Source organism: Acidovorax sp. GW821-FHT10A04 (genome assembly GCF_059415825.1).
Window position 1 is genome coordinate 308,989 of the sequence record NZ_JBWKNZ010000001.1, and the last position, 24,853, is coordinate 333,841.

Sequence of the window (24,853 nt, forward strand, 5' to 3'; positions counted from 1 at the left end):
GAAACCCTAGGTGACGCTTCTGCGGCTGCCGGCGAACGCCGATCATTCGAAAGGGTGGTCGGTTTTCGTTTTTCTGGGTGTTGGAGCTCCTTCTAGTAGATTTCTGATCTGGCCAAGACCGCTCGATTTATCGACTGCCGGCCTTTAGCCTGAGCGCGACTGCAATCTCGTGCGATTGGCCGCGCAGACACTTTCGCTTCCCTGCCAGCACCATTCGTGTCAGCGACGCGCTGAAGCCTCGCACGCGTGCCCATTCCGCTACCGTAGTACCTGACTCAACGAATTCAGCGCGCACCTGCGCCTCAGTTGCGACAGGGCAGGGGAGATCAATTGGCGTCTGCGCCAACGAGTCTGAGGTCCGCGCGCCATTCCTCTTTTGCTCGGCCAAACCGGGTTGCTTTTCCATCCGCTGATTGTTGTTTTTTGTTGCGTAGCAGACAAGACGGCGTGAAATTCGCCTATCCGCATTTTCTCGACGTGGCTATCCGGTTTCGCCCCACGCTCGCTACTGCCGAGGAGCGGGAAAATTGCTCGCTTTCCACTTCCAGTGCCTGTATGCGAACCACAAAAAGTTCATCCCGTGGAAGGGGTAGGCCCACCAGACCAAACATTGCAGCTCTTCGCGCTGCACTGTCATTTGCCGCGATGTCGCGCGAGTCAGGAATGTCTTTGAAGAAGCTCGAAATTGAGTTCATTCAAGACACACGGCCAGAGCGTCTCATTCCGGGATTCCGTTCACCCGAAGCGTTCAAGCGCTACGCCAGAGGCACACAGGTCCCAAGTGGAGAAGAGAAGACAGGAAGTCCCGTTGCCTGGGCACTGCCTCTTTATGAAGAGTTCCGACGCGAGTATCAATCTCCATTTTTCGAGTTGATGTCATTGGGCAAAAATCGGAACGAAGTTGTGCAGTTCTCTCATCACCTATTTATGCGAAGAAGGATTCTCGGAGGAGTTCCATACAATCTTTCCTGCCCGGAGGGCATCGTCAGAATAGAGTTCGAAAGAGAGGCGTGTTGGAATACACCCGAAGAAGTGAGTGCTCTTCCGAGCTGTTCACGACTGGATGCGTTGTGCCTGCTACTGATTGCGTTCCTATGCAATATCGGAACTACTGACGAGGGCCGTTGTGCTCGTCTCTGCCTCGAATGGTTTGAATGCTGGCGGCATAAGCAAGAAGTAGCTCTCGTCGAGCAACTGATGATCCACGTCCTATCCGAACGGGTTCCGGACTTCGAACCACATCTGAGTACCCATCTGGTTCAACAATGCAAAGCGCTGACGCTACCCCCGGCCTCGTCCCGCGGGGGGCCATCCGCCTGCACCATTTCCTGCGCCCCATCCTCGGACAGCGCGGTACCCGATGCAGGGCCAAAGAAGGGGTTCCAGGAGACTTCGTAGACGGGCGCTACGCTCTGTCCAGCGCGTCGCGTATGGCGAAGACGGCAAGTGGACGTCGCTGCAACACTATTCGCCTGGCGTTTCGCCAGAACCCGGAGTGCTGGTGCTCGGAAATCGACAGGGCAAATGCAAGCAAGCTGCTCACCTCGCCCATCGCGGCCTCGATGGTGGCTTGGGCGATCGCCAGCCGGGCGCCCATGGACTGGTCTCCCCCGTAGCTCACATAGATCATCGTGCTGCCGTGCTGGAGCTTGCAGACCTTCGGGTCGCCGTGGGTCCAATGGTCCACATATGTTGGGCATTGGCTCGCAAAATGCCAAATATATGTGGCAGTGGAGCGCGCGATATCACGCCAGACGAATGGGCGCGATCGTCGGCTTTTGGGACAATCGAGGCTCTCCACCTCCCACCGATGAAGCACTTCCAATTCAAATGGGTCCTTAGGGACCAGCAATATGTGTTCTCCGCCTTGGCCCAGACCAGCCGAACTCAGCAACCCGAAGTAGAAGCCGAGCTGGTCGAGATCTGGACTTGGCTGCAGCGCCAGAAGCTGCGCCCCGGCCAGTTCGGCTGGGATGCGACGCGCAAAACCTTGACTAGCAAGATCGAGACACTCTCCGTGAGCCATGGCGCTGTCGAGAGTGACGGCGAAACCATCTTCCCTCCTCAGGAAACCCGGCTGGTGTTGACGCTGCCCGACACGGCTGCGGTCAATTTCCGGTTCGAATTCAACGTGGTGGATGATCGTGGGTAGTACTGCAGGCATGGAACCTGTTTCCCATCACCCCGGAACTGCTGCGGCATCTACAGCGCGACCAGCTACCGCAAGGTGATCGCGCGCGATGCCCACGGTGCCATGCGCACAACGCAGTGGCTGCGCTGCACCGGTTGCGATTCGGAGTTTCTGGATGGGCAGCCATGGCGGCAGGGTGATCCATGGATTCCAATTCCGCCCGAGGCAGATCAATGAGCAGCACCTACCTCGTCTCTTGGAGCGAGGACAAAGACCATCTGTGGGCGCTAGCCTAGCTCAGCTCATAACATGGGCGTGTTAGCAAACATGGCCATGATTGGTCGGTTGAGGAGCACCCGGAAGTGACACGGCTCCAATTCCCAGACTTCCTACAGGAGCACTGATATGAGCGCCAAACCAATCATCGCCCTGGATGCCGATGGGGTGCTCCTCGACTACGGCTTGGCCTATGCATCTGTTTGGGAGCGCGCTTTTGGCCATCGCCCTCTGGAGCGGGACAAGGATGCTTACTCTCCCCTCGACCGGTGGGCCGTCGAATTTCTTGAAGGTGAGCGCTTGGCCGCTCTACGGGCCTGCATGGACGAGCAATTCTGGTCCTCTATTCCACCCCTGAACTTGGCAGTTGAAGCATGCCATCGGCTTCACGACGCAGGGTATGACTTGGTATGCGTCTCTGCGCTTGCTCGGCAGTTTGAAGGCGCACGCCTCAGGAATCTGAGGGACATGGGTTTTCCCATTGAGCGTGTGATCGCGACAGGACGCTCAGCAGAGCAACGAAGCCCGAAGGCCGACGCCATTGAGCGGCTTGCGCCACTGGTCTTCGTTGACGATTATCTGCCGTACTTCCGAGGAATAGCCACAAGTGTTCATCGCGCACTGATCTGCAGGGGCCTCAATGGGACGCCCAACGTCGGGCCAGAGCTCGACGAGATTCACTCCTCACACCGTGATCTGTGGAAGTTCAGCGAGTGGATGCTCCATACTGAACGCAATCCGGGTTCGCGAACGGTCTAGTTCCACAGAGCATCTCTGTCTAGAGACGAACACGCCGATCATGTTTTTTGCCTGAGTTCGTCTTGTAAGGGAATCTTGGCTGCCACTACGTTGCTGCCCATAATGGACATTTCCAATCAGATTGTCCGGAGCACACTGCTGCAGAGGTGCGCTCCTGTGCCCGATAGTTTCAATCCCCTCCTGCCTCGACCATATGATGTCCAAGGACCTGGCAGCAATGCAACATCGGGTGTGCGCAGCCACGCCTAGGCAGCGAGGTTGCGAGGGTTGCAACCTGTACCACCGCGCTCAATTCTCATGGTGCCTAGTGGTGCAAAAGCGCGGCAATGCGTGTGCGCTACCCATCCAGGGAATTTCGCTTCGCGCGTAGGTATGGTCGCGGGGGGCCACGGCATCCGCGTTCGGCTCGTCCAAGCTGGCTGTCGTAATATCAACGCCGGTCTCCCCGTTCTCCTGAAAGGTGAGCTGTGTGCCGCACGTGGCGCAGAAGGTGCGCATGCCATGAGGCGTTGACCGATAGCTGCGCGGCACACCTCGAGTGAACCGAAAATTCGTCGCCTCGACACTGCACCATGCGACCACCGGCGCGCCCGTTGTCGCGCGACACAGAGTGCAATGGCATAGAGTCGCATTGGCCACGTCTCCCTGCAGTTCGTAGCGCACTTCGCCGCAATGGCAACCACCGGAGCGGGTCTTCAATGTCGATGAAAGGCTGTTCATGATCGTTTCACTTCGGGGAGGGTTTTACTTAGAAGCTGCGATGCGCGGGTGATGGACTGCCTCTTCTTCCAGTAGCCACGCCAAGGGTCTTCCTGCTGGAAGCTCAGGTATTCACGGGCAGTCGCGATGGTCCACTGCGCCCCACCCTTGAGTTCCCTGAGCTGTTCCCACGCTACCGGCATCGAGACACCCATACCAGGTCGAGATCGCGCCGAAAACGCGCAAGCAGTGGTTTGTCCATGCCCGTTGCGCAGGTAGTCGATGAAGATCTTGCCCACCCGGTTCTTGCCGCCCATGATGGCCACAAACTTGGACGGAATGACCTTGGCCATGTGCTTGACCACGGCTTGCGAGAACGCCTTCACCTCGTCGAATTCGAGCTTCGGGGTGATGGGCACCACGACGTGCAGGCCCTTGCCACCGCTGGTCTTGAGCCAGCTCTCCAGGCCCAATTCGGTGAGCATCACCCGCGTGAGTTCGGCCGCCTCCTGCAACATGGGCCAGGTCACACCTTCGCCGGGATCCAGGTCCAGGATGAACCGGTCAGGCTGGTTGATGCGTGCAATCTTGGAATTCCAGGTATGGAACTCCACGGCATTCATCTGCGCCGCAGAGACCAGCCCCTGCGCAGAATCGACTGCCAGCAGTGCTGCATGCTCGGGCCACAGGGCTGGGTCCAAGTCCGTGACGCCGGGCATCTTGCTTTCGGAGTGCTTCTGGAAGAACAACTCTCCGGTGATCCCAGTCGGAGCGCGCACCAATGACACTGGCCGGTTCTTCAAATGCGGCAGCATGCGCTCGGCGATGCTCTCGTAGTAGCGCACCAGGTCGATCTTGCGCAGCCCAGTCGTGGGATCGATGACGCGCTCCGGATTGCTGATCTTCAGGCTGCTGGCCTTCGTTTTCGCTTTGGGCGTGGGGGCCGCCGTGGCGCTCGCGTTTGCTGGCGCCGCCTTGGCCCGCTCCCGAACGATCTCGCTGGCGGGCTTGTCGGTGCGAATCCCTCGGAACACTGCATGGCGGATGTGCTGGTCAGGGGTCCACTCGCCGAAGGCAACCTCCACCACCATGGTTGGCTTCACCCAGCGCTCGCTGCCGGCCCGGCGCTTCGACCAGCGCCCCGGTTTGACCTCGGCCGCACTCACCGGCGGTGTTTTCACCTCCAGTTTCGTCAGTAGGGTGTGCAAGTCCCTGCCTGCAGCCGAATCCCAACCTGTACCGACCGAGCCCGCGTGACGCAGTTGTCCCTCATCGTGGAAGCCCAGCAAAAGGCTGCCCACCTCCCTGGTAGCGTTCGACCGTTCGGTGAACCCCAGCACCACGAATTCCTGGCGGTGCTGGCATTTGAGCTTGACCCAGGTATCGGTGCGGCCGGACACATAGGGCGCATCTGCGCGCTTGGCCATCACGCCTTCCAGACCCATCTGGCAAGCCGCCCCCAACAGCTGCGCGGGCGGAACTTCGAACGACTGGCTGAAGCGCACGGTGTCGCTCTCACGTTCGTCGAACAGCTCTTTGAGCACAGCCCTTCTCGCAGCCAGCGGCACTGCACGCAGGTCCATGTCGCCCAGGAAGGGCACGTCGAACACAAACAGCACGATGTCGCTGACCTGCGCGCTGTCGATCGCGTTCTGCAGGCGGTTGAAGTCGGGGATGCCGGCATCGTTGAGCACGGCGATCTCGCCGTCCAGCCATGCACTGGTCAGACCAAGCTGTGCGACCGCGACCGCGATGGGGCGCAATCTGTCACTCCAGTCGTTGCCGTTGCGCGTGAAGATGCGCACGTCGTCGCCATCGATGCGCGCCAATACCCGGTAGCCATCGAATTTGGTCTCGATGACCCAATCTCCCTCTGGCACGGATGACACCAGCGTGGCGAGCTGGGGCTCCAACATGGCCGGCAGCTTCGCCTTCTTGGCCGCCTGGAGTGCGGTGTCGGTGTCGGCAGCGCTGGTGCGCCGAGGCGCTTGGGCATCCCTTGGCTCCCGCTCCTCGATCAGGCCGAGCGGCTTGTCCACCACGCTATCAGGCAGCGCGGTGATCACGTCGTACTCGGTGCCCGGCCGTGCCCACGCATCTCCGCGCTTCTTGAACAGCATCCACTGGTCCTGCTTCTTCTCGCCGGGCTTGGAGATGCGCACCAGCTCCCACAGCCCGGCCAGCTTCTGGCCGTGCAGCTTGAACATCACCTTGCCCTTGGCCAGACCCTCGCGCGGGTCGCCCACAGGCTCCCAGGTGCCGCGGTCCCACACGATCACCTTGCCCGCGCCGTACTCGCCCTTGGGTATGGAGCCTTCAAAGGTGTTGTAGTCGATCGGATGGTCCTCGACGTGGATGGCCATGGACTTGGTGGCCGGGTCGTACGAGGGCCCTTTAGGCACCGCCCAGCTGACCATGACACCGTCGAGCTCCAGCCGAAAGTCGTAGTGCAGGCGTGAAGCCCAGTGCTTCTGGATGACGAAGTGCATCGCATCCGAGGGGACTGCATCTTTGCCGCGCCTGGTGGGCTTGTGCACACCTGCAGGCTCTGCTGTCCTGCTGAAGTCGCGCTTGGCGTTGTATTTGGCCAGTGGCTCATCCGGTGCCGGCGCGGCCTTCGAAGCCTTCACCGGCGCAGGGCGTGTTGCCGCCGCAGCCTTGCGGCGTGCGGACGCCTTCTTCTGCACCGCCAGTTCAGCCCACACGGGCGCGTGATCGCTAGTTCCGTCCCGACCGCGCTCTTCCCGGTCCACACCGGCGTCCACCACCTTGAGCAGCGGCCCCGTAAGGATGTGGTCGATACGCAGTCCGGCATCGCGCTCCCAGCGCTTGCGGCGGTAGTCCCAAAAGGTGAAGGGCACGCTTTTCTTATGCACCTGGGTGATGGCATCAGTCCAGCCCTGCTTCAGGATGGCGGCGTAGGCCGCGCGAGGCTCTGGCTGCAGCAGTGCGTTGTCGCGCCAGGTGTCGGGCTTGTAGATATCGGCGTCGGTCGGCACGACGTTCCAATCGCCGAGCAACACCACAGGGTAGCCCGAGTCCCACAGTTCCTGCGTGCGCAGGCGCAGGCGCTCAAACCAGCGCAGCTTGAAGTCGAACTTGGGGCCGGGCTGCGGATTGCCATTGGGGAGATACAAGCAGGCGTAGAGCACTCCATTGATGGCGGCTTCCAAGTAGCGGGCCTCTTTGTCCGTCGCGTCGCCGGGCAGTGTGGTGACCACCGGCAAAGGTTCGTGCTCGCGGCACAGCAGGGCCACCCCGTTCCATGCACGCTGGCCTACCACCACGGCGCTGTAGCCCGCCGCCTTGATGGCTGTGGTGGGGAACTGCGCCGTGGGGCATTTGAGCTCCTGCAGCGCCACCACGTCGGGCTGCGTGCGCCGCAGCCAGTCCGCAAGCAGGTCTATGCGCTTGTTGACGTGGTTAATGTTCCAGGTCGCAACGCGCACCGCATGCTCACCGGCCGCCCTTCAGGTGCGCCTCGACGGCCTTGGCGTCGTTGCCCACGGCTTTCACGGCGGCCTTGAGTTCGTCGGCGGTCACGCCGAACTTCTTGGCCCAGTCGCGCACCTCGTAGTCCTCGCTCAGGCTGATGCGGGTGCGGTCCTGGCCGCCGGTCTTGGTCTTGTCATCGGACATGGTCGTCTCCTTGGGTTTGGTGATCTGTGGCCGTCAGGCGGCTTTTCTTTGAGGGGCGGATTTCGCTGGGGTCTTCTTGGCAGCCGCCTTCTTCGCGGGAGCCTTCTTGGCAGGGGCTTTCGCTTCGTTCTTGGCGCCGCCCTTCAGGCTGCGCTTGAGCAGTGCGGTGAGGTCGATCACCTCGCCACCGGACTGTGGCGCTTCCTCCTCAGGCTCCACCACGGTCTTGCCTTCGCCAGCCTTGGCCTTCTTCTCGACGAGCTTCATCACCTGGATGCGGAACTCGTCCTTGAAGTCATCGGGATTCCATTTGCCGGACATCTCGGCGACGAGCTGCTTGGCCATCTTGAGTTCCGCGGCACTCACGCTCTTTGCGCCGGCAGGCGGCAGCTCCAGCGAGTCGAGGCCCTTGACCTCGTCGCCCCAGCGCAGCAAGTTGAGCACCAGCGCTGGCCCCGAGGGCACCAGCGCGGCCAGGTGCTGCTTCGTAGCGATGACGACTTTGGCCAAGCCGATCTTGCCCGTGGCGATTAACGTCTCACGCAGCAGCGCATACACCTTGTCGCTCTTGTTGACCGGCGCTACGAAGTACGGCCGCTCCAGAAAGATGAAGGGCATCTCGTTGGCGTCGATGAAGCGCTCGATCTCGATAGTCTGCGTGGTTTTAGGAAACACGGCTTCCACTTCTTCCGGGCTGATGATGACGTACTTGCCGTCCTCGTATTCCACGCCCTTGACGATGTTGTCCTTGTCGATTTCCTTGCCGGTGCACTTGTTCACGCGCTTGTAGCCCACCGGATCCATGGTGCGCTTGTCCAGCCAGTCGAAGTCCACGCCTTCGCTGGTAGCGGCTGTGTGCAGGCCTACAGGAATATGGACCAGGCCGAAAGTGATGGCGCCCTTCCAAAGGGTGCGGCTTCCAGTTGCCATGCTGATCTTCTCCACGCGCGGGGATCCCGGGTTTTGAAAGTGTGCGATGCAGCGCAAAGCTGACCTGTAGGCATTTGCTCACGTGCACAGTAGGCGCTCGCACCCTACCAGGCGTATTGGCCCGGCCTATACTGCGACGATGATCTCTGCGCTGCGCTATATCACCGTCTACGTCGACGAGCCCACGGAAGGAAATTTCGTGTGGGTTTTGAACGAGCGTGGCCGCGATGGCGAGTGGATGGAACTGGAGCGCGCCAAGTCGAGCAGCCCGACATTCAAGGACGCCATGGCGCAGGGTTTGTGGAAGCTGCAATCCCTCATCCCCGATCTCAATGCAGGTCCTCGTCAGCCAGCTGCAACGGCATCAGCCAAGCCTCGAGAAAACAAGCCGGAAAAAGCTCCAGCCATCGACGACTCGAGCAGCGCACCACGCTCCGCCTTCGGCTTCGGTCTTGCGAATTGAAGGGGGCAACGCATGCCGGTACCAGGACTCAAATCACACGATGTCCCGGCGCCTGTGCCGCCAGCCCCTAGATCATGGATGGTCCCCTCGCTGGTATGGCTCGCCGTGGTGGTTGTCCTTGTGTTGACGTTGCTTCCATGGAAATGAGAGACACCCGAGTTATTTGCAGCGGCAGTTGCATTCGTTTTCGAGCGTCAAAAGCGGTTACTCACATTGCCAATTTTCCGACGCCTCTGTCAGCGTAGACCTACGCGCTAGCCTGTGTTGGCGGCGCATTCTTGATGCCCTCAGTCGGTGGAAAGGCCCCTGCTGAGACTGGCAAACACCACTCAATTTGGAGATAGCAATGGCTCGTGATTTCAATGACGATAACCAACGTCGCTTCCAAGGGCGCGATGGCAGTGATCAATCTGGCCGCCATGGCGAAAGCTGGGACGATAGCTATGGCAGCGCTCGACAGCAGGGCGGGTACCAAGACCGTGCCTACGGCCAGCAAGCCCAGCAAAGCGACTTCAACCGCTATGGTGGCCAAAGCCGTGGCAACGACTTCGGTTCCGACTACGGCTCCAGCCGCTACGGCGGGCCAGGTGCCTCCACCTATGGCGGCTATGGTGGTGGTCAGCAATACCAAGACGACCGATCCTCATGGAATCGGCAGCAGCAGCAGTTCGACCACGGCAGCGGCTCGCGCCAGGCCGGCTCTGGCTACGGCTATGGGCGTGACGAGTATTCGTCCGGATATGGCAATCAGCAGTACGACTCTGGCCTTGGCAACCGCCAGTTCGGCGATCGCGCGGGGCGCGATCGTTACGGCGAGGGCTTTTATGGCGACGCAAACCGCTTTGCCCAGGGCGGCCGGGAACAGGACGGCACGTCGCATGGTGGCCGGTACGATCCTGACTATGAGCAGTGGCGCAATGAGCAGTTGCGCAACCTGGACAACGACTATGAGAGCTGGCGTGGTGAGCGCTACAAGAAGTTTTCGGAAGACTTCAACACCTGGCGCAGCAACCGTAGTCGCGATACCGATAGCTCGCAGCAGTCGCGCTCTAACAATGCTTCGGCCACGTCCGGTTCAGGCACTTCCAGTACTGGCAGTGGCTCGAAATCGAAGGACCAGTCGTAACGCATGAGAAGGGCGGCCAAATGGCCGCCTTTCTATTTCTGTCGAGAGGTCAGCGTTTGCAATGCTGGCGAGACCCATGGCAGGGCATTCAAAATTCGGAAAAGAGGCCCGTGGTCTTCACGTGCTGGCGCCGATAGAAACAAGGGCGACCAAGGTCGATGGTGTAAATGCCTGCAAAGGTGCGCCTATCTCAGGCGGGGCCACATCCTCTGATCCACACACTCCCACGAGCACTCCTGCCGACAATGCCGCCATCAATAGTACTTCTGCCCAAAAAATGTCCAGGCGTTTACGCTGCAGACGGGGTCGGGAAAACTCGCCGGCCAGCCGTCGATGGAAAGCGACATCGGTGTGTTGAGTATCCATAGCAGCCTCTGCGGGGATATGAGCAAAGCATACTTTCGAGTGTGCGCCTGAGTGTCGGACTGAGACTCCTCAATTTGTAGTGGCTTGTGCAGGGGTTGAATCGCCCCGGGTTAGAGGGCCCAACACTCTGAGATTGGGCCGTGTAGAAGACTGCTGTTCACCCAATCGGTAGGCGGCAGCACGACCCGATGGGTTCTGCTGTCGTGGTCGGAGATGCGAGCAAGTACGGTGCCGGCACACCCGAGGCACAATATAAAAATGCGACTCGCAGACTTCATCACACACAACCACGCCCAAATCCTGCAGGCGTGGGTTGAATTCGCACGAACTCAAACGCCTGCCGCGCAGGATCTGGATGACGTCGCGCTGGAAGACCACGGCAAGAAGATTCTCGAAGAGCTGGTGCGCAACATGGAAATTCCCCAGGACGAGGATGAACGGCGCATCAAGTCCGAAGGAATTAGCCAGCTGGCCTCCACCTCGCCGCGCGTGCCCTCTCGAAGCCACGCGCGACAGCGTGAGCGGCAGGGCTTCGAAGTGAGCCAGATGGTTGCTGAATACCGAGCACTGCGGGCTACCGTATTGAGGCTCTGGCAAGCTTCGGACTACCAGGCGCAGCTGCAAGACATTGATGATGTGATTCGTTTCAGCGAAGCCATTGATCAAGCGCTGGCGGAGTCCGTAGAAGTGTTCATTGCCGAGCTGAACAAAGCCCGCGATCTTTTTCTGGGTGTCCTCGGGCACGACCTTCGCGGCCCCCTGAGCACCATCGCGGGCGCAGCGACAGTAGAGCTGCGAAAGTGGCCCGATGAGGTGCGCCACGCGCCGGTCATTCTGCGCAGCGTGGCCCAAATGAAGGCGCTGCTCGATGACCTGATGGAGTTCACAACCTACCGCTTGGGTAAAGGCCTCAGCCTGTCGCCCACGCACATGCAGCTGGACCAGTTTGCGCGCAACACCCTTGATGAGATCGATGCCATTTCAAGCGAGCGCGAACTCATCTTGCAAAGCCGGGGTGACCTCAGCGGCGAATGGGATCCGCGGCGGCTGCACCAGGCCTTGTCCAATTTGGTCTTCAACGCATTGAAGTATGGTTTTCCGAGCTCGCCCGTGTGGGTAGAGCTCGATGGCACCGGGGACGACGTCCTTCTGACCGTGCGCAATACCGGCAAGCCCATTGAGGCAGCATTGCTTCCCAAGCTCTTCGACCCTCTGGTGCGTGAGGAGTCCCGCGAAGAGTCCCAACCGGCGGACAGCAGCGCCCAGGTGGCGGGAGCCAACCTGGGGCTTGGCTTGTACGTAGTTCGCGAGATTGCGACCGCTCACGGAGGTACGGTCGAGGTGACATCCGACGCTAGCGCTACCGAGTTCACACTGCGTTTGCCTCGGGTTGCCATAGCTGCCGACCAGGGGCCACTTGCTACATAGCAGCTAGCTGAACGGTCACACTTGCACGCACTGCACCCTCTAAGTTGTGGGTGTTTTCTAACTGCTCCCGATTTAGAAGTGCAGCAGCGCCGCATCTGACGCCAACGCGTTGCGCTGGCCGTCTCCGCCTATTCGGAAGTGGGCATTGGGGGCTTTGGCGATTTCCAGCCAGGAAGTGAAGTATTTCCCCGGCAGGATCAAGGTTCCCACGGCTTCGTTGCTGCGAAGCTCGAAAGTGCCAACCGGCCCTTGGTCCTGGTTCGAGAATCCGACCAGCAAAGATGTCGCGGCGGTGCCTGAGCGCGGGCCGATCAGTTCGATGAAGCCGGTCGCTTGCGGCACCTCGAGCGCATCTGCCCGGAAGGTTTCCAGGCCGCTCAGGGCCAGTGCCCGGTAGCTTCTTAGCTTGATGACGACAGGGCCCTGCCATTGGGTGGCCAGATTCAAAGCCACATGTGCGAAATCGAGGCCACGCTTGCTGTTGGGGTGAGTCAGGTTGCTCATGGTTGAGTTGGCTATGCGCCATGTTTTTGGAGAACAAGTCATTGATCAGCTGGACCTTCACCAGCAAAAATGCACCGTATCGTTGTTTGCAGACCTCCTTTTCGCCGCTGCACGGCGCTGATTTCTTGGCAGATCCATCGCTCATGGGTCCGTCGTAACCCTGCCAGCCTGGCATGGTTCGTTCTTGCAGCGCCCAGTGCAGCTACACGCGTTGCACTTTGGTCAAGGTCGTGCGGGCCCATTCATTCAGTGTCCAGGCCCAGTTGCGGCGCCACAGGTAGCGGTCTGGGCCATGCTGCTCTGCCAGAGGCAGGCGGTGGGAGAACACGAACTCGATGTCAAGTTGTGCACTCAAGGGCAATTTCAGTGCACGCCGCGTGGCAACCAGGGCCGATTCCCACAAGGCGGCGCCCTCCCGTTCTGCAGCGGATACCATTCCATCGGCAGACCAGTGGCTGTGCCACGCCTGCAAGGCAACGTAGTCTCGCCACGCCATAAAAGGCTCAACGCCACCCAGGGCGCAAATCATCCGCACGGCGTCGAGTGCACCCAAGGCGGTGCGTTCATCCGGATTAGGTGCGTCAGTGACTAGTTTGAGGAACATGGTGTGTACCCGGTGGCAGACAGGACAAGCTCCTGATTGGACACGGGCGATGGTCATACCTAGCGGGCGGGCTGTAAGTCAGACAACATCCTGTGTGCAAACCGGAGTTTCCCCATCGACTACCCTGTGCAGCAGTGAAGGCGCAACCCTTGCGCCTTTCCAGCTACCAAGCCCAGGAGAGACCGACATGACAACGCCGAGAGACGCACTGCCAGAGCGCTTGACAGAACTATTTGACCGCTTGGCCGAACCCTTTCACACGGAGCTGATGGAGCAAAGTGCCAGACTTTCCGCTCAGCGCTACCTGCTGGAGATGTTGTATGCGCAGCAATTCCTGAACCAGCCCGAGGCCTTTGAAGAGTTCATGGAGGGCGCCATCGACATCGCGCGCACGAGTTCCCGGCGTACAGAGCCCATGTCGGAAGACGTGGCGCTGGAGTTGCAGGCCAGGGTGGCAACCCAGCTACAGCGCTTTCGGGAATCCGTGGTGCAACGGCTTGAACAGGGCTTGGGGGAGTAGGCTAGCAGAGCCGCAGCTCAGGCAGGAAAAGGTGCTTGCGTGCGGAGGCTGCGTATTTCGGAACTTCTGGACAACCGGGTCGGCACCGTCGTCACAGAGTTCGACACCACGGTCAGACGTCGGCAGATTGCCTGCCCACTCGCGGGGAAACAGTTGGGACGGTGGGCTAGACTTCGTCTATCGGCCAGAAGCGGACGGTCGGTGTACCGTCTTCACAGAGAATCGACACAGAGGCTTTTGAAACCTGCAGAGCTGCCCAATGACGTCTGAGCGTTGAGTGTAGGAACGGCTGTTTATTGGGGCGCCGGATAACATCCAGTGCTTTCACATCCACGTCGGAGCGCCATTCTGATGAACAGATTTATCTTGACCTTTTCGGTGGCTACCTCCGCGGTGGCCCGCCGTACAGCGGTTGTCTTTGCCACCGGCGCGGTGGCGGCGTGCATGATCTCTCTGGCTCCTTCATCCGCGCTGGCTCAGCAACTTAAGATCGGTTACGTGGACTTCGAGCGTGTGATGCTCCTGTCGCTCCCCGCCAGGGCTATGGAGGACAAGCTGGCTGCCGAAATCCTCCCTCGACAGAGGCAACTGGATGAGTTGGGAGCTCACCTCAAGGCCGTGGCCGACCAACTGGATAAGGAAGGACCCACGCTGTCCGAACACGATATCGGTCGCAGGCGGCGCGAACTGATCGATCAGGAACGCGACCTCATGCGAAAGCTCCGTGAGTTCAATGAAGAGGTAGCTCAGCGCCGCAACGAGCAGAAGTCCGAGCTATGGGAGCTGACACACCGTGCGATCCGCCAGATCTTCAAGCAGGAAAAGTACGACCTGATACTGCAGGATGCCGTTATGGCTGCGCCAACGGTGGACATCACTAACGAGGTGATGAAAGCGCTCGCGACTGCTGCCCCTGCGGCGCAGTGATAGGTGCTCACGACGAACGCCACTTATTTTGGGCGAGCTTCGCAAACTTGACGATTGATGACAGGCTCTTATCAGCGGACTGGTGCCGACAGCTCGATGAAAGGCTGCTTGGGGCCCAGAGCGGAAGTTCACGGCTATCGAAAGCTGGCGGTCAAGATGGGATGGCCGCCATCTTACCGTGGATGGTGGTCGGTTGCGGGATCGGCGGCCGTCGCACAAGCCACCGATCGCACGACGGATTTTGGATCATCTGCCGCTTCCGTTTGGATCATGGCTGCCCGGCCCGTGGATCCAGTGCCCTGGCCCGTACACCGGGTGGCGGGCGTCTTGCACCCTTGGACTTCCTGGGTTGGAACAACCGGACAACAGTGCGGTAACGCCCAGTCAAGTTCGGCCCGCACGCCACCCTAGCATCCTGGACTGGCAGGCTCCATGCGAGTGCAGAGGGATGGTTGCCACCGTTCTCGCAGCGTGCAGCGTGTTAATCCCTGTCGAGGCGCGAAACAGTCGCTGGCTTACAGCGCGAACGCACTCATGGAGACTTGCCATCGTTAGAGCTCCCAACGTGATGTTCCCGTCAGCGTGAAGGCGCTCACGCAAGCCATGACTATTCAATGCTTGCTACGCTCGCCGCTCCTGGCCAAAATGCCCGCCGAGAATATTCATACTTGCGCGCCACGCAGGCGCTGAGATAGCAGACTCATGACGTTCACTGCATTGGCAAATACACAGATTGACCCAATTCACAACAGTGGCTCCCAGCCCACCGCCGCTGCCACACTCGCCACGCGTGGCGATCCATCCGCGAATGCGCTGACCGCGGCCTCTGCCGGTGCGCACTTGGTCTTCATCGACAGCCAGGTACAAGACGCCACCCGGATCGCACAAAGCTTGCCGGCCGGCGCGCAGGTGGTGGTGCTCGATGCAAGCCAGGACGGACTGGCCCAGATGGCGGCCTACGTGGCGGGGCGGCAAGGCCTGGAGTCGATTTCGCTGTTCTCGCACGGCGGCCCCGGTGCCGTGCAGGCAGGCTCCGCATGGCTCACGTCCGCCACCATTCGCGCGCACGCCGATGACCTGCGGGTGATTGGCCAGGCGCTGACGGAGCGGGGCGATCTGCTGTTCTATGGCTGCAGGGTGGGGGCCGGCAGTGAGGGGCAAGCCCTGTTGGACAGCATTGCGGCCATCACCGCAGCCGATGTTGCAGCCTCGGGCGACAACACCGGCGCGGCGGCCCTGGGCGGCAACTGGAGTCTGGAGCGCAGCACGGGCGCCATCGAGGCCGCCGGGCTGGCAGACGCTGCCGCCTTGGCTGGCTTCAGAACGCTGCTTGCCGCACCGACCTACGAAACCTTCGATGCGGTGGTTCTGGCCGATGGCCAGCAAACCATAGTACCCCAGGGACAGAGCTTTCAAGTCAATGGCTGGACGTTGTCGATTCTGGGCCGTGATGGCAACAACGACGCTCAGGGCCTCATGGTGGCGACCAACCAATCCACCATCACCGGACTGGCCAACGACTCCAGCGACAAGGCAATAGTGTTCATGGGTCAGCCCGACAATTCCCTTGGCAATGCGGCAGCCGTGCTCAAGTCCACCACTGGCGAGGAGTTCTCTCTTCAATCCATCACTTTGGAAGATTACGCTAGCAGTGGCAACGATTACTCCCTCGTGGGTTACCGAAACGGTGCGCAGGTAGCTGGGGCGAAAATCGATTTCCAGGTAGCGTCACCTCTCTCGGGTGGGAGTGTCGTGTCCGTTTCAGGGCGACCATGGACTGCGCTGGACGAGATCCGCATCGTTCGCACGAATGGCCAGACGGACATTTCGATCGCTGTCGACGATATCGCGGTGTCCATGGCGGGCCCCATCAATGCCGCGCCCGTCATCGGCAACATCAACGGAGACGCGGTCACCTTCACCGAAAAAGGCAGCCCGGTGCTTTTGGACGCTGGCAGCGATGCCGTGGTGACCGATACCGACAATGCCAATTTCGACGGCGGCAAGCTGAGTTTCAGCATCGTCACCAACAACGTGTGGGCCCAGGACACGCTGGCCATAGTCAACCAGGGTACCGGTGCGGGCCAGATCGGCGTCTCCGGCAATACGGTGCTGTACGGCGGCGTGGCGATCGGCACCTTCAGCGGCGGCTCTCTCAACAGCCCCCTGGAAATCAGCCTGAACAGCAACGCCACTGCGCAAGCGACCCAGGCGCTGGTTCGCAGTGTCGAATACAACAACACCGATGCCAACGACCCCTTGACATACCTCCGCACTGTGCAGGTGACGTTGCATGACGGCGTGGACGCCACCAGCGCTGGAGCAAACATCGCGTTGCAGGTGCAGGCAGTCAACGACGCGCCCACGCTCACCGGCAGTGCACTCTCGCCCACCTACACCGAGAACGGCAGCGGCGTGGCGCTGTTCAACGTCAGCGCCCTGAGTGCGGTGGAAAGCGGCCAGCGCTTCAAGTCGCTGGTTCTTACGGTGAACCAGGTGAGCGATGGGGCCAGCGAGGTGCTGCGCATCGATGGCACCAACGTCGCACTGACCCACGCCAACACCTTGTCGACCGCCACCAACGGCATGCAGGTGTCGGTGAGCGTATCGGGTGGCGTGGCCACGGTCACGCTCACCAAGGGCAGCCCTTACGTCAACGCATCGGCCCTGCAGACGCTGCTCAATGGCATCACTTATCGCAACGGCAGCGAGAACCCCACGGCCGGCACGCGGGTGGTCACCCTCCACCAGGTGCAGGATGACGGCGGCACCGCGAACGCAGGCGCGGACACCACCGTGGTGTCGCTGGCGTCCACCGTCACCGTGGCGGCGGTCAACGATGCGCCGATCGTCACCACCAGCGGCGGCAGCGCCGCCTTCACCGCTGGCGACAACACCGCATCAACGCCGGTGACCATCGACAGCGGCCTGACGCTGAGCGATGTGGACCACACCACACTGGCCACCGCGACGGTGCGGGTTGCCGGCAACTTCAGCGCGGGACAGGATGTGCTGGCCTTCGTGAACAGCAACGCAGGCCTCTTTGGCAACATCACCGGCACGTACAACGCCGGCACAGGGGAGCTGGCACTGGCCTCCGCTGGCGCCACGGCAACGCTGGCCCAATGGCAGAGCGCCCTGCGCGCGGTAACCTATACCGACACCGCGGTCACACCGAACACAGCGACCCGCACGATCAGTTTCGAGGCCAACGATGGCGCCACGCCCAGCGTGCTGGCCACCCGCACAGTCACCGTCGCGGCGGTCGACCAGACGCCGGTGCTGTCCACGTCGGCAGGCACCACGGCATACACCGAAGGCCAAAGCGGGGTGGCCATAGACGGCGGGCTGGCGGTGTCCGACCTGGACAACACTACCCTGGCCTCGGCCACGGTGCGCATCACCAACAACCACCATGCGGCCGAAGACCGCCTGCAGTTCGTCAACAGCAATGCAGCCACCTTCGGCAACATTGTCGGTAGCTACGACAGCGCCACGGGCACGCTCACCCTCGCGTCGGCCGGCGCAACCGCCACGCTGGCGCAGTGGCAGGCGGCACTGCGCGTGGTCTCCTACGGCAACACGTCCGCCGACCCCTCGCCAGATGTGCGCACCATTTCCTTCGTGGTGAACGATGGCAGCAAGGCCAGCGCGGCGGGCACGCGGCTGGTCAGCGTCGCCCCCGTCGCGCCAGAGCCCCCCGAGCCGCCCGCGTCGAACCTGGTCGATGGGGTGCCCGTGACCAGCGCACCTGGCGACGGCGGCAGCGTCGTCATCACCATCCCCGTGGTGCCGTCCTCCCGGCCCGACAGCGTAGCCACACCAAACCCGGCGCTGGCCGATATCCCCCTGGTCAAGGGGCCCGATGGCCACCCCATCGTGCAGGTGGGCGTGCCCGTGGGGGTGGGCTTGCAGGCCGAGGGACTGCCCATCGCCGTCACCGGCACCGCAGCCCTGGCCGAGCTGGGCCTGCGCATCGAACGTCTGGCAGCGGGCAACACCGAGCTGACCAACAACGGGCAGGTCTTCTACGCCAGCATGGACCCCAGCGAGCCCCTGACCGTACAGACCATCAAGGTCACGACGGGCGCAGGCTTCGACCCCAAGGCTCCCCTCGTCATCAGCGGCAGCACCCTGGCCGCAGACGGCAAGCAGGCCGTCATCCTGGACGCCCGAGCGCTGCCGGCCGGCTCCCTGGTGCAGGTGGACAACATCGACTTCATTGCCGTCGTCGGCGCGGTGCGCGTGGTGGGTGGCCAGGGCCAGAACGTTGCCAGCGGCGATGGCTCCAGCCAATGGATCGTGCTGGGAGCGGACGACGATGTCCTCCACGGAGGCGGCGGCGATGACGTGGTCGGCAGCCAGGGCGGCAACGACCGCCTGTACGGGGACGCCGGAAACGATGTCATCGTCGGCGGCAAAGGCCATGACCACCTGGAAGGGGGAACCGGCAACGACGTGCTGATCGGCGGCCCCAGCGATGCGGGCACCTGGCAGTTCGCGCTGGCGGGCGATGGCCGACTGCACGTGGGCTACGTCGCCAGCCAGGCGCTGCTCAGCGAACTGCCGCAGGCATCCTTGTCGGTTAATTTGCAGGGCGCTGCAGTCATCGACCCGCGCCTGGCGCTGCTAGGCCACGACTACGGCAAGCTGGAGACCACCAGCCTGCTGTTCAAGGCGCTCACCGGCCAGCTCCCGACGCTGGAGGCGATGAACGCCCTGACCGGCCCCGCCTGGAGCCGGTCCGATCTGCTGCAAGGTGCATGGAACTGGTTTGAGGGCACCTTGCCCGCAAGCGCCAGCACCGCCGACAAAGCCAAGGCGCTGATCACCCAGGCACTGGGTGCGCCGCAGGCCACGGCGCAGAACGTGAAGATTGCCGTTGACTTCCTCGGGCAGGGAGGCACGTGGGCCCAGGCGCTGGACTTTCTGGTGCACCTGCCCCAGGTCATGGCATCCATCACCACACAGACCGCCTCCGGTGCCCAGCTCAGCCTGGTCCAGAACGCTGTGCTGTCCGAGGCTGGCTGGAGCGCCGAGAGCGGCAACGACACGTTGATTGCAGGCACGGGCAACGACGTGCTGATCGGTGGCGGGGGCAGCGACATGCTGGACGGGGGCGAGGGCACGGACATGGCCGTATTTTTCGGCACACTCCAGCAGTACCGCTTCACCCTGCAGACCAACGCCGCCACTGGCCAGCAGGAGGTGCTGGTGCGCGATACCGCCAGCGGCGACGTGGATACGCTGCGCAGCATCGAAATTCTGCAGATCGGGGGCCAGGCCTACCGGACCCCGGTGGCGCCCCCCGGCGCAACGGAGTATCCAATGGAAGGGCACCTTGACGCGGTGGGCGCGGCACAGATCGCCCTGGTAGGGCTGCCCGTTTTTTGAAACTCGCCCTCCCTGCCCCTGCCCACGCGCTTGACGGGTTCATTGCCGGCGCATGAGGTGCGGCAAAGCCCCTGCGAAGCATGCGACGCATGGCAATGGACCGAGATCACCCTGGCAGGGAGCGAAAGCACCTCGGCTTTGAATCCGGCCCCCCTTTCGCCGTTTGGAAGCGGGCCCCAAGGCTAGCTGACGCAAAGTCAGCTTTGGGCCCATTGCCGACTCTCGCCTCATCCCAGAACCAGTCGTTCAATTCACGCACGGTGAGTGACCGCTTCCGGGTATCAGCGTCCGGCGGCTATGGGCAAGAGCGAAGGACAGCTTTGGGCCCAAAGCAGTCTTAGGTGCCGCCCCGAAAGCGGACTCTCCAAACGAGGCAGCTCGCTGGTGCTCGCGAGAAGGCAATACTCAATAGCTCTCTTGCTCGGGCGAGTTCACGCGCATGATGCTCGCCTGTCTAGCTCGCCCACCAACGTGTCGAGTAGCGTTACGCCTGATGCTTTGTCCACCCCAAGGGCAGTCCTGACAGCCTCGCAATCGTGCAACGCGCAAGCGCCATATAACAGCTCGCGGAGAGCTGCAGACGCTGCGAGCAAGTGGGCATCAGAGTCGCCCGGCCATGATCGGACGACGATGCCGTACTGCTCGTGCGACAGGCCAAATAGCGATGGACACTCCCAATCCCATCGCTTGTCCCAATAGATCAAGGCGCGACGCACCGTGGAGTCTTGCTGATCGTCTAACTTCATTGCGGGAGGGACCATCGATGGTTAGGTTCTGGCTGGTTACCGTCATGGTAGCAGTGGCTGGATGGGGCCGAGGCTGGGTGAAGACGTCGATAAAGGACTTTCGAGGGGGTACTTTAACCATTGCTCGCATTGAGATCGTGCGTTATAGGCCGATCTGAGCGATCGATTTCTGAGTCGGCTGCCAAGTCAAGGGCGCAGCGCGCGTTTTCACACAGCCTCGACCAGAAGCGGACCCCGCATCAAGCGCCCAAACGACTGATGCTGAGTCCCTCGCGTCCTCGGAAAATGGCGTCAAGTGCACTTCGAATTGAAGCGTATTGGCCGACCGGGAACTCGACCACATAGTCGCGATTTCCATCCAACTGAAGAGCGACTGCATCGCTCAAGGTCGCATGGAAGGCCTGCAGCTCAAGCGTTACCTGAATCCCGTCGCCCCGATGATTCAGTTGGTCTGAGACCATAACTTCGATGTCTGAATCCTCAGATGAGCGGGCGAGAGAAAACCAATAGCCGCTGACGGAATCTCGGACGTTTACATAAGCCATTTCGTCGTAGTCAGGGTCCGCAACGCACGCGCGGACGCTACCTCGCAGCAACATATTGCCTCCCCATCAAATTGACCGCTGTTGGCCGATGGCCGCCATCGTATCAGCGGCAGCCAGGGGCCCGAAGCCGTCATTGAGGACGCCCGAAAGCAGACGTCCGCTACTTCCCCCGCGTCACTATCCTCGGGATTCCGCCCAGCGCTTGTGCAAGGCGAGACTCCGATGACGAGTTCGTTGTTCGTAATGCCGCCCTCGACCGATTGTTTCAAGCCTGGTCGCGATTTCAGAGTTGATCGGTGCGCCTTGCTCGATCCTACCTATCGCAAGCGCGGGCAAATGGCCAGTCGGCCAGTTCAGCGCACCAAGAAGAATCTCGCTTGCAGGCATCGAACCGAAATACGACGAGTAGGACGACTCCAGCGCCGGCAGGAAAGCTCTGAAGTCGGAATCGGAGGGCATGGCGATTAAGACCGCTTCTCTGCAAGCAGGTGGAGGTGTTCATCGGCGACCTGCAACTCGTACAAGAGCCAGCCTTCCTGTTCAATGAACTGCAACTGGCACGCCGGGTCTTCCGTGAACGTTACGCGAATGGCGTGTTCAAGCAGCGCCTCGCCCCTTGCCGACAGGCTCTCCAGGACTCGCCGCACTGCGGCTTGAAGGCGGGCGTTCGCCATCTCACAAGCCTCGGAAGGCCTGGAGGATTCGCCGTAGGCAAGCCATTCGTTCATCGAACACAGGAAATATCCGCCGTCATACGGCGGCTTCGCTTGAACAACAAAGTCCAAACCTACTTCAGCGTACGGAACGAGCCTGACGAGGTCGCGCAGTGCTGCATCTGCACGCAGCACTCGCTCGACACTCTCGCGAAGCGAAACCCAATTCGCAGCGGACACATCCTTGTCGAAATGGAAGGCATTGCTCATGCCCCAGTTGAGTGTGGATTGAAGTCGCTCGGGTGTCTTAAACTGATGAAGCGTGCCCATGCGGCACGCAAAAGCCCGTTGCAGCTGCCACTCTGAAGCAAGGTCGGCAAATTTGCGCATGAATCTCGACGGTCCTCGTGCAGGGTACTCGCTCAAATGGATGGCAACACTTTACCTCCTAGAGAAGTCATAGGAGCCGCTTTGCGTGATGGATCGTGATCCTGGCGCGCTGGCGCCTTGATGTACGACGGCGCCTGCGCGGTAGAGATCGTGTCGCGCTCCGGCCCGCGGCTGCACGACAACCCGACTTGGTTGCGCGCCAAGCACCGCGGCAAGGGCGTCCTTGCACTACCGCCTGACCGCTACGAGGTGGACAAGCACGGAGCGCTGGCCACAGTGTATTAACTCGCGGCGAACGAGGTGATTTACCAGGGCCCTGCGCCGACTGAAGTCCTGAGGTCGCACGCGCCTTTCTAGAATATCTCTATGACCGACCTGCTCTCTCCGCGCGCCATCCTCAGGACCCCTACGTGGTACGGCGGCCCCGACGACGAAACCGTCCTGCTCATGGAACCACAGCACTACGCCGTGCAGCACGTGGGCGACCGCACCATCGTGGCAGTGATCGTCACGGGCGAGATCATTTACGACGGCATCGGACCTGCTGAGGTCTTTCCGTGTTTGGATCGGATGCATTGGGCAGGCCGCAGTGACCGCTGACTTTGGAGGCGGGCCTACTGATGCGCACGAGATATGGCGAGGATAAGATGAGTGCGCTGGGATCTCCTCCTTGCATCGCGCTCCAGATTTGCCCGCCCCCGTGCGGGCATTTTTTATGGGACTTCAATCGCTTGGAAGGTCTTGCTACCATCCCCAAAAATTAGAAGGGGGGCATATGCCGTTGGAGTTGTTACGAGAAATCGCGGCCGGCCCGTTGCCGGTGAAGGTGGTCGGTCAAGAGCGCATCGACAAACTGCGGGTGCTTGTCGCGGCGGATATGGTGATCGCGGAGTTACCCGAAGTTGGGGATCCTGGCCCGGCCTGGGTCAGCCGAGTGACAGGCTTGGGCCTCGCGTCTTTGGTGGTGCCCTCTATGCCTGCGCCGCGCGACGAGTAACCCATGTTTGGCCACGTTCAGCTCGGGGTGCGTGACTTGGAAACCATGACGGCTTTGTACGATAGGGTCTTAGCGGAACTAGGGATAACCAGGGTGACCGATCTTCAACATGTTGGGGCGGCCGGAGTTATATGGCGCCTGCCTGGACAACGCTGGCCCCAGTTCGTGATCAACCGACCATTCGATGATAAACCTGCAGGCACGGCCAACGGATCCCAGGTCAGCTTACACCCTCTCGATCTGCAGTCGATTTAGCGTGGAATGCAGCAATGTCCATGTCAGCAACAGATTTGGGTCTACCAGCTCTAAGAACGCGGTACGCGCCAGATTTTTACGCCGCGTACTGTCTCGATCCTGGAGGGCACAAGCTGTGCTTTGTTCACACGCAGGGGGCGAGGTGCTGATGCTTGGAAGTCGCCGTCTGTCAGTGGGACCTTGAGGCATTAGCCCGCGTTATGCTTTGCCGTCTGTATCAAGGGAGGCCCAATGCAACGCCTTTGGACAATCACCGCCCAGAACGACGAGGGCACAGAAATTTATGTGTCTACCATTCCAGTCGCCTCCACCGCGCGACACGTTAGTGGCAGCGCTTTGCGGTGCGGCTGTCGAAAAGGCTGGGGGCTTCGTGCCAGATGGCAAGGAGGGGACGACCCCGAGGAGCGTTTGGCGGAACTTGGCTACACGGTCACTTCGATCACCGACACTGACCCTGCGGGCTGAGCAAGAACGTCCTCTGGAGAGCCGCCATGCCGCCGAAGTGCATTGCCAACATCTTCACCCGCGAGCCGTGTGGGCTATCACTGGCTACGGAGCCTTGCTGCCATTTGAAAAAGCAGTGCTTTAAGAGAAATGCTCCAGACGGTAGCGGGCTGTCGCAAGCGACATTTTTAGAGCGTCCGACCGTCGTTGGTCTGGAGCGCCACCTCTGGCCAAGCGACTAGCTTCCGCTTGCCAGTCTTCCAAAGCCCTGGCCCATGTAGCAAGAGCCTCGGTTTTAGCGGCGGTGGGGAAATGAACCATCACCCTATGGTCACACAATTCGCCAGCTCAACGTATGGCATTTGGGTGAGGCCGCCGGCCCGTTCCCAGAGGCCAAGGGCTCTCGCCGCATGCGGCAAGTCCGATGCCCCCGCTTCCATCGGTATCGCACTGAGGGGCGGCAAGTTCCTCGAATCGTCGGCACGTCAGCCTGAGCTGATCAACGAACTTCGGCCGGCCTCGCACCGAAGTTCCTTACTTCAACTGGTGATAGATTCGGCCGGGGACGACGCGTTCGGCTTTAGGTGGGGCTGCGGGTCGGCTTGCCAGACTTCACCAATGAAAACGCGAGGGTAAGTACCGGGTGATTTCCTACATGTGCGCGAAAGCACGGGCGTAAGCTTTCATCAACGGAGAACTGATATGCCCTATCAATTTTTGGTATCGCACTCTCCTGACTCTTTGTCCAAACAAGGCGTGCCAGGAGTGCCAAGTTTGACTGAGGATGAGATTCAGGCGGAATACTCTCGGCTGTGCGCTTATTGCGCCAATTTTTTTGCGATACGTCCCAGGCTTGGCGCCCTATGCAGCTTTCAGCAACCCGTCACTGCGGGTCTGCGTGTATCTTTTGACACGGATCTCGACGCCTTGAGCGTACGCAATATCTTGGAATCGTTTCTTGCCGAAGTGAACACTGCGAAGCCAGGCTTGAGACTTACGGCCGTTGCGGTCTGAAGTGGGCCTGTTCTACCATTTAGGCGCCGGGGCAGCCTGCATC

Annotated in this window: 18 protein-coding genes and 1 pseudogene; 10 read left to right on the forward strand and 9 right to left on the reverse strand. The window is 61.0% G+C overall.

Annotated features, from left to right (window positions below; all coding sequences use genetic code 11):
* Positions 1–127: 127 nt before the first annotated feature.
* Positions 128–406 (reverse strand): DNA-binding protein, encoded by a 279-nt coding sequence (locus AC07PF_RS01485; RefSeq protein WP_494610618.1) that lies wholly within the window; start codon positions 404–406, stop codon positions 128–130.
* A gap of 999 nt (positions 407–1,405) precedes the next feature.
* The gene (locus AC07PF_RS01490) at positions 1,406–1,597 is read right to left on the reverse strand and encodes a hypothetical protein (RefSeq protein ID WP_494610619.1); all 192 of its coding nucleotides are present in this window, start codon (positions 1,595–1,597) and stop codon (positions 1,406–1,408) included.
* Positions 1,598–1,810: 213 nt separating this feature from the next.
* Between AC07PF_RS01490 and AC07PF_RS01495 the strand changes: the two genes are divergently transcribed.
* Both AC07PF_RS01495 and AC07PF_RS01500 read left to right on the forward strand, forming a co-directional pair.
* Positions 1,811–2,152 (forward strand): hypothetical protein, encoded by a 342-nt coding sequence (locus tag AC07PF_RS01495; RefSeq protein ID WP_494610620.1) that lies wholly within the window; start codon positions 1,811–1,813, stop codon positions 2,150–2,152.
* A gap of 384 nt (positions 2,153–2,536) precedes the next feature.
* The gene (locus tag AC07PF_RS01500) at positions 2,537–3,166 is read left to right on the forward strand and encodes an HAD family hydrolase (protein ID WP_494610621.1); all 630 of its coding nucleotides are present in this window, start codon (positions 2,537–2,539) and stop codon (positions 3,164–3,166) included.
* 288 nt (positions 3,167–3,454) lie between these two features.
* On the opposite strand, the gene AC07PF_RS01505 is transcribed toward AC07PF_RS01500, so the two are convergent.
* The 4 genes from AC07PF_RS01505 to ku are packed head-to-tail and all read right to left on the reverse strand — an operon-like array spanning position 3,455 to position 8,434.
* Positions 3,455–3,886, reverse strand: coding sequence for a GFA family protein (locus AC07PF_RS01505; protein WP_494610622.1), 432 nt, complete (start codon positions 3,884–3,886; stop codon positions 3,455–3,457).
* Complete coding sequence (gene ligD / locus AC07PF_RS01510) at positions 3,883–7,314, reverse strand: DNA ligase D (RefSeq protein WP_494610623.1); 3,432 nt, start codon at positions 7,312–7,314, stop codon at positions 3,883–3,885. Before ligD ends, AC07PF_RS01505 begins: the two co-directional genes overlap by 4 nt.
* A gap of 7 nt (positions 7,315–7,321) precedes the next feature.
* Entirely contained in the window at positions 7,322–7,504 is a 183-nt protein-coding gene (locus AC07PF_RS01515) for a DUF3606 domain-containing protein (RefSeq protein ID WP_494610624.1), read from the reverse strand.
* A gap of 33 nt (positions 7,505–7,537) precedes the next feature.
* The gene (gene ku / locus AC07PF_RS01520) at positions 7,538–8,434 is read right to left on the reverse strand and encodes a non-homologous end joining protein Ku (RefSeq protein WP_494610625.1); all 897 of its coding nucleotides are present in this window, start codon (positions 8,432–8,434) and stop codon (positions 7,538–7,540) included.
* Positions 8,435–8,573: 139 nt separating this feature from the next.
* Between ku and AC07PF_RS01525 the strand changes: the two genes are divergently transcribed.
* The 3 genes from AC07PF_RS01525 to AC07PF_RS01535 all read left to right on the forward strand — a co-directional run bounded on the left by AC07PF_RS01525 (position 8,574) and on the right by AC07PF_RS01535 (position 11,817).
* Entirely contained in the window at positions 8,574–8,897 is a 324-nt protein-coding gene (locus tag AC07PF_RS01525) for a hypothetical protein (RefSeq protein ID WP_494610626.1), read from the forward strand.
* Between the two features lie 346 nt (positions 8,898–9,243).
* A complete protein-coding gene (locus AC07PF_RS01530; RefSeq protein WP_494610627.1) occupies positions 9,244–10,023 on the forward strand; it encodes a hypothetical protein in 780 nt (259 codons plus the stop codon).
* A gap of 624 nt (positions 10,024–10,647) precedes the next feature.
* Positions 10,648–11,817, forward strand: a complete 1,170-nt coding sequence (locus AC07PF_RS01535; RefSeq protein ID WP_494610628.1) for an ATP-binding protein — start codon at positions 10,648–10,650, stop codon at positions 11,815–11,817.
* Between the two features lie 72 nt (positions 11,818–11,889).
* Here the strand turns inward: AC07PF_RS01535 and AC07PF_RS01540 are convergent, their stop codons facing one another.
* Both AC07PF_RS01540 and AC07PF_RS01545 read right to left on the reverse strand, forming a co-directional pair.
* Positions 11,890–12,321, reverse strand: coding sequence for a hypothetical protein (locus AC07PF_RS01540; protein ID WP_494610629.1), 432 nt, complete (start codon positions 12,319–12,321; stop codon positions 11,890–11,892).
* Positions 12,322–12,523: 202 nt separating this feature from the next.
* Positions 12,524–12,925 (reverse strand): hypothetical protein, encoded by a 402-nt coding sequence (locus tag AC07PF_RS01545; protein ID WP_007850350.1) that lies wholly within the window; start codon positions 12,923–12,925, stop codon positions 12,524–12,526.
* 187 nt (positions 12,926–13,112) lie between these two features.
* On the opposite strand from AC07PF_RS01545, the gene AC07PF_RS01550 reads away from it, so the two are divergent.
* The 3 genes from AC07PF_RS01550 (at position 13,113) to AC07PF_RS01560 (ending at position 19,766) form a co-directional block, all read left to right on the forward strand.
* Positions 13,113–13,445, forward strand: a complete 333-nt coding sequence (locus AC07PF_RS01550; RefSeq protein WP_494610630.1) for a hypothetical protein — start codon at positions 13,113–13,115, stop codon at positions 13,443–13,445.
* Between the two features lie 351 nt (positions 13,446–13,796).
* Positions 13,797–14,372 (forward strand): OmpH/Skp family outer membrane protein, encoded by a 576-nt coding sequence (locus AC07PF_RS01555; RefSeq protein ID WP_409960940.1) that lies wholly within the window; start codon positions 13,797–13,799, stop codon positions 14,370–14,372.
* Between the two features lie 840 nt (positions 14,373–15,212).
* Positions 15,213–19,766 carry a DUF4347 domain-containing protein gene (locus tag AC07PF_RS01560; protein ID WP_494610631.1) on the forward strand — a complete coding sequence of 1,518 codons (4,554 nt, stop codon included), beginning with the start codon at positions 15,213–15,215 and terminating at the stop codon, positions 19,764–19,766.
* A 1,755-nt stretch (positions 19,767–21,521) separates the two neighbouring features.
* Here the strand turns inward: AC07PF_RS01560 and AC07PF_RS01565 are convergent.
* Positions 21,522–22,100 (reverse strand): hypothetical protein, encoded by a 579-nt coding sequence (locus AC07PF_RS01565; RefSeq protein WP_494610632.1) that lies wholly within the window; start codon positions 22,098–22,100, stop codon positions 21,522–21,524.
* A 366-nt stretch (positions 22,101–22,466) separates the two neighbouring features.
* On the opposite strand from AC07PF_RS01565, the gene AC07PF_RS01570 reads away from it, so the two are divergent.
* A complete protein-coding gene (locus AC07PF_RS01570; protein ID WP_494610633.1) occupies positions 22,467–22,700 on the forward strand; it encodes a hypothetical protein in 234 nt (77 codons plus the stop codon).
* Positions 22,701–24,228: 1,528 nt separating this feature from the next.
* Positions 24,229–24,432 (forward strand): annotated as a pseudogene (locus AC07PF_RS01575) (FoF1 ATP synthase subunit c); the annotation flags it as partial.
* Between the last annotated feature and the right edge of the window lie 421 nt (positions 24,433–24,853).